The following is an 8,463-nucleotide window of genomic DNA, read 5'->3' as shown; positions in this document are numbered from 1 at the left end:
GGCGGGGCCTGCCCGGCCAGCCGCGCCAGGTGTTCGCGCTCCGCGGCGGTGAGCCGCAGCGCCGTGCCCAGCGCGGCCAGCACCTGCGGGGACGGAAGCGGCGCGCGGGCCTGCTCCAGTCGTTCGTAGTAGCTGGTGGACACCCCGGCCAGGGCGGCCACCTCCTCGCGGCGCAGTCCGGGAGTGCGCCGGGCGCGCCGGCCCGGGGAGTGCACGGCCGCGGGCGGCATCTGGCCGGGGCGCAGCGCCTCCCGTCGGCGGCGCAGGAAGTCGGCCAGTTCACCTCTGCTCACCCGGTCACGGTGCCACGCAGGCGCCCGGCCTAACCACGGACCAGCGGTCCGGGGCTCACCGGTCCGTTCCCCGGCGCCGCGCCCGCGCCCAGATTGGCCATGGTCACACCCCCACCGAACACCGGAGGACCACCGTGGCTGCCACCCCCGAGGAGACGTTCCGTCGGCTGCTGGACCTGCTGCTGGCCAAGGACATGACGGCCGTCGCCGAGCTGTGGGCGCAGCACGGCACCGCCGAGTTCCCGTTCGCCGCGCAGGTTTCGCCGCGGACGCTGGCCGGGCGGGAGGCCGTCCGTGGCTACCTGGCCGGCTACCCGGAACATCTGGACGTGCAGGCGATACCGACGGTCACCGTGCATCACACGGACCGGCCGGACACCATCGTGGTGGAGTTCACCGCGCACGGGCGCACGGTGCGCACCGGCGAGCCCTACCGGCTGGACTACATCACGGTGATCACCGTCGAGGATGGTCTGATCACCCATTACCGGGACTACTGGAACTCGCTGGCCGCCGCCTCGGCGGCCGGGATGTTGCCCGAGCTGCTCGCCTCGCTGCCCTCGCCGCCCTCGCTGCCCTCGCCGGCCGCCCGATGAGCGGCGTGCTGGTCACCGGCGGCACCGGGAAGACCGGCAGCGCGCTGGCCGCGCTGCTGCGCGGGCGCGGCGTTGCGGTCCGGGTGGCCAGCCGCAACCCGGCTGCCGGCGATCCTGACGCGGTGCGGTTCGACTGGGAGGACCCGGCCACCCATCCGGCTGCGCTGCGCGGGATGGACCGGGTCTATCTGGTGCCCCCGGTGAACACCGTCGATCCGCTGCCGCTGGTCGGGCCGTTGCTGGTCACGGCGCGACGCCTCGGCGTGCGCCGGGTGGTGCTGCTGGGCTCCGCCGTCGAGCTGCCCAACGCCCCCGGCCCGCTGGAGCTGGCCGCGCGGGTGCGGGCCCAGCCCGGGTGGGTCGTGCTGCGCCCGTCCGGGTTCATGCAGAACTTCCTGGGCGCACACCCGCTGGGCGCGGGGATCCGGGCGCACGGCGAGATCCGCACCGCCGCCGGGACCGGTCGACTGGGTTGGATCGACGCCCGGGATATCGCCGCCGCCTGCGCTCTGCTCATCGACCCCGGGGGCGAGCCCGACGCTCAGAACGACTACCTGCTCACCGGGCCGAAGGCGTTGAGCTACCCGGCCGCGGCGGAGATCATCGCCGCCCGCGCCGGCCGGCCGATCCGGGTGCTGCGCAGCGGGGCCGGCGAGCTGGCGGGCACCTACCGGACCGCCGGCATGCCGCCGCCCTCGCCGCCGTGGACGCCGAGCTGGGGACTGGTCGCCACGATCTGGTCAGCACCGCGGTGCTGGACCTGACCGGTCGCCCACCCCGTTCCTTCGCCGCGTTCGTCGAGGACCACGCGGCCGAGTGGGCGAACACCCCGATGCCGGGACGCTGACCGGTGCCTCAGCTGCCGGGACGGGCGGCCGCGGTGCGCGCCGAAAACGCGGTGACGGGGCACCACAGTCCGTGGTCAGGTTGTCGCATGCGCCCGCGCTACGACGACTTCGCCGACTGGTATGACGGTTTCGTGGCCAGGGGAGCGGGCCATCCGGTCGCCCGCTCGGCCGACCGCCTGCTGGCCCGGCTGCTCGGTCCCGGCCAGGACCGTCTCTGTCTCGACCTCGGCTGCGGCGGCGGCGCGCACGCCCCCGCGCTGGCCGCCCTGGGCTGGCGGGTGATCGGCGTCGACATTTCCGCGCGCCAGGTCAACCTCGCCCGCCGCCGGGGCGTCCGCGCCGTCGTCGCCGGGGCCGAGGGGCTCCCACTCGCCGACCGGTCCCTCGACGCCGTCGCCACGATCATGACCACCACCGACGTCGACGACCTGCGACCGATGTTCACCGAAGCCCACCGGGTGCTGCGCCCGGGAGGACGCCTGGTGGTCGTCGCCGCGCACCCGTGCTTCGGCGGCGTCTTCGTCGAACGCGACGGCGAGGGTTCCTGCACCGTCCGTCCCGGCTACCGCCTCCACCGGCGCATCGAGGAACATCCGCTGCTCGGCGACGGGATCCGCTCCCGCGTCGGGGTGGTCAACGTCCCCCTGCCGGTACTGCTCAACGCGCTGACGGGCGCCGGTCTCGTCCTGCGGGAGACCGCCGAGGACGACGATGATCATCCCGTTCCGAACCTGCTCGCGCTGGCCGCCACCCGAGCGGACCCCGGCGAGGACGGCGGCGCCGACGCCGGATCATCGCCCTGAACGACACGACGAGCTCGATCATGATGGCCGGTGTCGGCACCCGTCCTCGGCGCGGCCGCCAGCGGCGTCAGTCGTCGCGTCCGACACCGCGATCGGGGGCGGTCATGTCTCCCGTGCCGGGCGTGCCGTCGGCGAGCCCGTAGCGCAGGTAGACGGTGCCCTTCGCACTGGCCACCGGCGGTTCGAGCAGGGTGAGGTTCGTGGGCACCGCGCCACCGTCGAACACCTTCTTCCCGACGCCGAGCACAATCGGGTGCAGCCACAGGTCGAGACGGTCGACGAGCTTCTCGCGCAGGAGGGTCTGCACCAGGTTCAGGCTCCCGACGACCTTCACGTGCTCGTGCCGGTCACGGATCTCGCGCACCGCGCCGGGGAGATCCGGGCCGAGCTGCGTGGATCCGGCCCACGACAGGGTGGGCGTGGCGCGGGAAGCCACGTACTTCGGGACGCTGTTGAACAGCGTGGCGATCATGTTGTCCTCGCCGCCCTCCTGGTGCGGCCAGTAGGCGGCGAAGATGTCATACGTGCGCCGGCCGAGCAGGAGGGCGTCCGTGCCCTCGTAGGCGGCACCGACCTGCGCCCCGGCGACCTCGTCCAGCAGGGGCGCCTGCCAGCCGCCGAACGGGAACCCCATCGGATCCTCCTGCGGGCCGCCGGGCGCCTGCCCGACGAGATCGAGGGTGGCGAACAGCTCGACGTGGATGAGGCCCATGCCCTGCTCCTGATGCGTTGGTGGTGTCCCGGTCGCAAGATAGACCCGCGGGCCCCGGCGGACTGCTCGCCGCGTTGCGGCGCCGACGGTTGACCCTGACACCGTGGTAGGCCGTAGACCGGTGGGTGTCATGTTCAGCATCGGAGACTTCGCCCGCCGCGGGCTCGTGTCGGTGCGCATGCTGCGGCACTACGACGCGATCGGACTGCTGCGGCCCGCCCACGTCGACCCGGTCAGCGGCTACCGCTACTACCAGGCCGACCAGCTCGCCCGACTCAACCGGATCATCGCCCTGAAGGACCTCGGTCTCACCCTGGGGCAGGTGCGGGCGATCCTCGACGAGCAGGTGAGCGTCGCCGAACTGCGCGGCATGCTGCGACTGCGGCAGGCCGAGCTCGCCGCGACGATCGCGGCCGACAGCGCACGGCTGGCCCGGGTGCACGCGAGGCTCCGCGCGATGGAAAGCGAGGGACACATGCCCACCGACGAGGTTCTCGTCAAACGCCTCACCCCGGTCCGGGTCGCGGAACTGGTCGCCCCCGCCGCCAGCCACGCCCCCGAGGACATCGGACCGGTCGCCGGGCCGCTGTTCGACGACCTGTTCGCCCGGCTGGCCCGCGCCGGGGTGACCCCCACCGGACCCCCCATCGCCTACTACACCGACTCGCCGCAGGCAGACGACACGATCATCGTCCATGCGGCCGTGCCGGTCGCGGCCGAGCCCGACGCCGGCCACGACGTCGCGATCGTGGACCTGCCCGAGGTTCCCGCCGCGGCCACCCTCACCCACCGCGGGTCCATGAACGAGGTCGTCCCCACCGGCCAGTTGCTGGCCGCCTGGATCGACGCCCATGGCTACCGCGGCGTCGGCTACCCCCGTGAGCTCTACCTCGCCTGCCCGCCGCACGCCCCCGAGCGGTGGGTGACCGAACTCCAGGCGCCGATCACGAAGTCCTGACCGCCGCGGCGGCCCGGCGAGCGAGCGAGCGAGGGTGATCCGGTCTGGGGACGCCGGTGGTGGGGACGCGTCGGTGGTGATGTCGGCGACGCCCCGGTTGCCGGGGGCCGGGGTGAGGTGAGGTGAGCGGAACCCCGCGCGGGATCCCCCGGGTCACGGCACAGTGTCGGAACGTGAGTGCATTCGACCAGGAGAGCCCGCGCGGGCGTCCGCGGCCCGCCGACGCCCGCCCCTGCCCGCACGCCCACCGCGGAGCACGGCGATGACGGACACCGCGCCGGCGCGGCGGCGCCGCTACGCCGACGATGTGCTCGGCGGCCCCACCGACACCGAACGCGCCCGGCTGGCCGCGATGGCCGCGGTCTGCGACCCGACGACGATCCGCGTCCTCGGTGACCGTGGCGTCGGCGTCGGCTGGCGATGCCTGGAGGTGGGCGCCGGCGGGGGGTCGATCGCGGCCTGGCTCGCCGACCGCGTCACCGGCGCCGACGCCAACTCCACCACCGAGGCCGGAGCCGGGCATGGCGCCGGCTCTGGCTCTGGCGTCGGCTCTGGCGTCGGGGCCGGCCACGCCAGCGGGGCCGGCCATGTGGTCGCCACCGACGTCGACACCCGCCATCTCGACGTCCTCGCCGGCCCGGACCTGACGGTCCTGCGCCACGATGTCACCCGCGACCCCGCCCCTCCGGGCGGCCCGTTCGACCTCATCCACACCCGGTTCGTCCTGGAACATCTGCCCGACCGCGAGCAGGTGCTCGACCGCCTGCGGGACTGGCTCGCACCCGCCGGCGTCCTCGTCGTCGAGTCGATCGTCGGGTTCCCCCTCGACTCCTCACCCCACCCGCCGTTCCGCCAGGCCATGCGCAGCATCGACGAGGTGCTGGCGAAGACCATCGGCACGGACTCCGCCTGGGCCCGCGGGTTCCCCACCCCCCTGCAGGCACGCGGCCTGATCGACGTCGGGCTGAGCGTGCACCTGCCGACCACCGGCGGCGCGAACGCCTCCGCCCAGTGCTGGGCGCTGACCCTGACCCGGCTGCGCCCCCACATCCGCGAGCTGGACCTCGCCAGCGACGACCTCCTCGACGAGGCCCTTGCCGCCCTCGCGGACCCGGCGTTCTTCGACCTGTCGTTCGCCACGGCCATCGCCTGGGGCCGCGCCCCCGGCTAGGACGCGTGTGTGGTGGTGATCAGGGGGTGGTGTGCGTGATTTTCCTGATTCAGATCATGGCGGTGCGGGGGCGGAGACCAGCGAGGTAACTGTCCGGGCTCTTGTCGTGGCCGATGGCGCTGGCCCGCCGGACTGTCAGGGATACACGGCCCAGTACGGCGCCTGCGACGGCACCGGCCGGCAAGGCAGGGCGGCAGGATGAACCTCGGTTCGGCGGCCGTGCCGGGCGCCGCGATGGGTGCCCTGTCGCTACCAGCCTCCGCCCGGCCTTCCTCACCCCGTGGCGGCCCGCGAGAGTCGGCGACGGCGCTCGGCAGCCGTCGAGCGCCGATTCCTGGCTGGTGGGAGACGCTCATCATGGGTCGAACGGTCGTGGTCGTCGGCGGGGGCTATGGGGGTGCGGCGGTCGCCAAGGCGCTGGAGGCCGAGGCCGACGTCGTCCTGATCGATCCCCGCGACGCCTTCGTCAACGCCGCGGGGTCACTGCGGGCACTGACCCGGCCCGACTGGGCGGGCAACCTTTTCTTCCCCTTCGACACGCTGCTCACCCGGGCCACGGTGATCCGCGACCGCGCGGTCTCGGCGGACCCCGGCGGCGTCACCCTGGCCTCGGGTCGGCGGGTCCGGGCCGACTATCTGGTCCTGGCCACGGGATCCAGCTACGCCTACCCGGCCAAGCCCGCCGCCGCCTCCACCAGCCAGGCGCTCGACGACCTGCGCCAGACCCACAAGGAACTCGCCGACGCCGCGCGGGTCCTCATCCTCGGCGCCGGGCCGGTCGGCCTGGAGCTGGCCGGTGAGATCAGGGAGGTCTGGCCGGACAAGCAGGTGACCATCGTCGACCCGGCCGCGCAGCTGCTGCCCGGTTTCGCCCCGGAGCTGATCGCAGACCTGCACCGCCAGCTCGACGAGCTGGGCATCCACCTGCGGCTGGGCACCGGCCTGAGCGCGCCGCCGACCACCGCATCCGGTCAGGCCGCGACCTTCACCGTCGCCACGACCGGCGGCGACGAGATCACCGCCGACCTCTGGTTTCGCGCCTACGGCGTGCACATCACCAGCGACTACCTCACCGACGGCCGGCTGACCACACTCACCGTGCAGGGACAGGTTCCCGTCACCGCGACCCTCAACGTCCAGGGGCACGATCACGTCTACGCCGTCGGCGACCTCACCGACGTCGCCGAGGCCAAGATGGCCGGATACGCGGGGCAGCACGCCGAGGTCGTGGCGGCGAACATCACCGCCCGCCTGCGCGGCGAGCAGCCCACCGCCACCTACCGGCCCCTGCCCTACCCCATGATCCTTCTCCCGCTCGGCCCGCACGGCGGCGTCGGTCAACTGCCGACTCCCGACGGCCCGGCCGTCGTCCCCGCCGCGACGGTCTCCCAGTACAAGGGCACCGACCTGTTCACCGCCCGCTTCATCGAGCAGTTCGGCCCCACCGCCGCCTAGCCGCCGGCACACGTCCTGACACGTCCTGACCAGGGACAAGAAAGGGGATCCGCGATGGCAGACACACAGGCCGGCCCACCGGCAGACACGTCAGCAGACACACGGGCAGGCACGTCGGCACGCGGGCTGGCGGGCAAGGTCGCGATCGTGACCGGCGCGGGCCGCGGAGTCGGAGCGGCGTATGCCCGAGCGCTCGCCGCCGAGGGCGCGAAGGTGGTCGTCAACGACCTGCCCGCCAGCGCCGATCGCACGCCGACGTCGGCGCAGTCCGTCGTCGCCGAGATCGAGGCCACCGGCGGCATCGCCGTCGCCCACCACGACAGCGTGGCCGACTTCGACGGCGCCCGGCGCGTCGTGCAGACCGCGATCGAGCGTTTCGGTCGGCTCGACATCCTGATCGCGAACGCCGCGATCATCCGCCCACGGTTCCTGCGCGACGCCGACGAGCATGACTGGACCGACGTGCTCGCCGTCGCCACCCACGGGACGTTCCACTCCCTGCGCCACAGCGTGCCCCACCTGATCGAGGCCGGCGGCGGCACGATCATTGTGACCGGCGATCTGGTCACCGACGTCCACTTTCCGCGTAATGCCGCGTACCGGGCGGCGAAGGCGGCCAACGCCGTGCTGGCCAGCTACGCCGCCGAGGAGCTGCGTCCGTTCGGCATCAGCGTCAACGCGGTCAATCCCGGGGCGACCGCGACCGCCCTGCACGACGACTACGTCGCGAGCCTCGTCGACCACGCGAAGAGCTTCCGCGCCGAGCTTGGCACCCGCGTCGCCGCCGTCGGCGCTGCGCTGCCGCCACCCGCAGCGCCCGAGACGGTGCCGCCGCTGGGGATCTATCTGTGCACCGAGGAAGGCCGGCGCATCACCGGCCGCGCCTTCCAGCTCAACGGCACCAGCATCGGCGTGGCCACGACCCGCACCGAGATCTCCTACCTCGACCCCGACGTCGACGTCCCGGCCGGCTGGTCGACCGCCGCCCTGGCCGCGCGCCTGCCCGCCTGGCTGGCAGGCGGGCCCGGCGCCGCCGCAGCCGGCCAGTCATGACGCCGGGGTGGCGCCCGGCCGGGCGCGCGGGAGGGAGGTGTCGCCTGATGGACTACCCGGGGTGCACGGTGGGCGACTGACAAGCCACTTAGAGTGCGAGCAGTGATGGCAATCCTCCGCGTCGTATCTCTCACCGCAGCGATCCTCCTGCTCCCCGTCGCCGGTGCCGCCAGCGCCGAGGCGGCCGCATCCCCGCAGGTCCCCTCCTCGACGCAGGCCCCGTCACCGACACAGACCGTGTCACCGACACAGGCCCCGTCACCGGCGCAGGGCCCGGTGACGGCGCAGGGCCCGGTGACGGCGGCGGGGCTGGCGCTGCCCCGCCCCACCGGGCCCCTCGCGGTCGGCCGGGACACCCTGCACCTGGTCGACCGCCACCGACGCGACCCGTGGGTGCCCGGCGTCGCACGGGAGCTGATGGTCGATGTCTACTATCCGGCGCGGCCCGCCACCGGCACCCCGGCCCGCTATGCCACCACCGAGGAGATCCGCCGCTACCTGGGCGCGCTCGGCCTGGCCGCCACCCTGCCCGCGCAGGCGCTGGCCGACACCCGCATCGCCAGCCGCGCCGGGG

8 protein-coding genes and 2 pseudogenes are annotated in these 8,463 nt (G+C 73.8%); 8 read left to right on the top strand and 2 right to left on the bottom strand.

Annotation, left to right across the window (positions count from 1 at the left end):
- Window positions 1–293 (bottom strand): helix-turn-helix transcriptional regulator (locus ND748_RS19160; protein ID WP_251747380.1); only part of this gene is annotated, 293 nt, incomplete at its 3' end.
- Between the two features lie 194 nt (window positions 294–487).
- Here ND748_RS19160 and ND748_RS19155 point away from each other — a divergent pair.
- The 3 genes and pseudogenes from ND748_RS19155 to ND748_RS19145 all read left to right on the top strand — a co-directional run bounded on the left by ND748_RS19155 (window position 488) and on the right by ND748_RS19145 (window position 2,540).
- Window positions 488–889: a nuclear transport factor 2 family protein gene (locus ND748_RS19155; protein WP_374215976.1), complete on the top strand. Its 402-nt coding sequence runs from the start codon at window positions 488–490 to the stop codon at window positions 887–889.
- Window positions 886–1,736 (top strand): annotated as a pseudogene (locus tag ND748_RS19150) (NAD-dependent epimerase/dehydratase family protein). The gene ND748_RS19155 and the pseudogene ND748_RS19150 overlap by 4 nt, the downstream one beginning before the upstream one ends.
- A gap of 87 nt (window positions 1,737–1,823) precedes the next feature.
- The gene (locus tag ND748_RS19145; RefSeq protein WP_251747377.1) at window positions 1,824–2,540 is read left to right on the top strand and encodes a class I SAM-dependent methyltransferase; all 717 of its coding nucleotides are present in this window, start codon (window positions 1,824–1,826) and stop codon (window positions 2,538–2,540) included.
- A 67-nt stretch (window positions 2,541–2,607) separates the two neighbouring features.
- On the opposite strand, the gene ND748_RS19140 is transcribed toward ND748_RS19145, so the two are convergent.
- Window positions 2,608–3,252 (bottom strand): dihydrofolate reductase family protein, encoded by a 645-nt coding sequence (locus ND748_RS19140; protein WP_251747376.1) that lies wholly within the window; start codon window positions 3,250–3,252, stop codon window positions 2,608–2,610.
- A gap of 130 nt (window positions 3,253–3,382) precedes the next feature.
- On the opposite strand from ND748_RS19140, the gene ND748_RS19135 reads away from it, so the two are divergent.
- From ND748_RS19135 to ND748_RS19115, 5 genes and pseudogenes are all read left to right on the top strand, one after another.
- A complete protein-coding gene (locus tag ND748_RS19135; protein ID WP_251747375.1) occupies window positions 3,383–4,210 on the top strand; it encodes a MerR family transcriptional regulator in 828 nt (275 codons plus the stop codon).
- Window positions 4,211–4,472: 262 nt separating this feature from the next.
- The gene (locus tag ND748_RS19130; RefSeq protein WP_251747374.1) at window positions 4,473–5,381 is read left to right on the top strand and encodes a trans-aconitate 2-methyltransferase; all 909 of its coding nucleotides are present in this window, start codon (window positions 4,473–4,475) and stop codon (window positions 5,379–5,381) included.
- A 357-nt stretch (window positions 5,382–5,738) separates the two neighbouring features.
- Window positions 5,739–6,836 carry an NAD(P)/FAD-dependent oxidoreductase gene (locus ND748_RS19125; protein WP_374215975.1) on the top strand — a complete coding sequence of 366 codons (1,098 nt, stop codon included), beginning with the start codon at window positions 5,739–5,741 and terminating at the stop codon, window positions 6,834–6,836.
- Window positions 6,837–6,983: 147 nt separating this feature from the next.
- On the top strand, window positions 6,984–7,889 hold the full coding sequence (locus tag ND748_RS19120; protein ID WP_251747372.1) for an SDR family NAD(P)-dependent oxidoreductase: 906 nt from the start codon (window positions 6,984–6,986) through the stop codon (window positions 7,887–7,889).
- Window positions 7,890–7,994: 105 nt separating this feature from the next.
- Window positions 7,995–8,463, top strand: a pseudogene (locus tag ND748_RS19115) (lipase); the annotation flags it as partial.

Origin of the sequence: Frankia sp. AiPs1 (genome assembly GCF_023716945.1) — a bacterium.
Taxonomy (GTDB): domain Bacteria; phylum Actinomycetota; class Actinomycetes; order Frankiales; family Frankiaceae; genus Frankia.
Note: the sequence above shows the minus strand (reverse complement) of the source record. Positions and strands in the feature narration are given on the sequence as shown.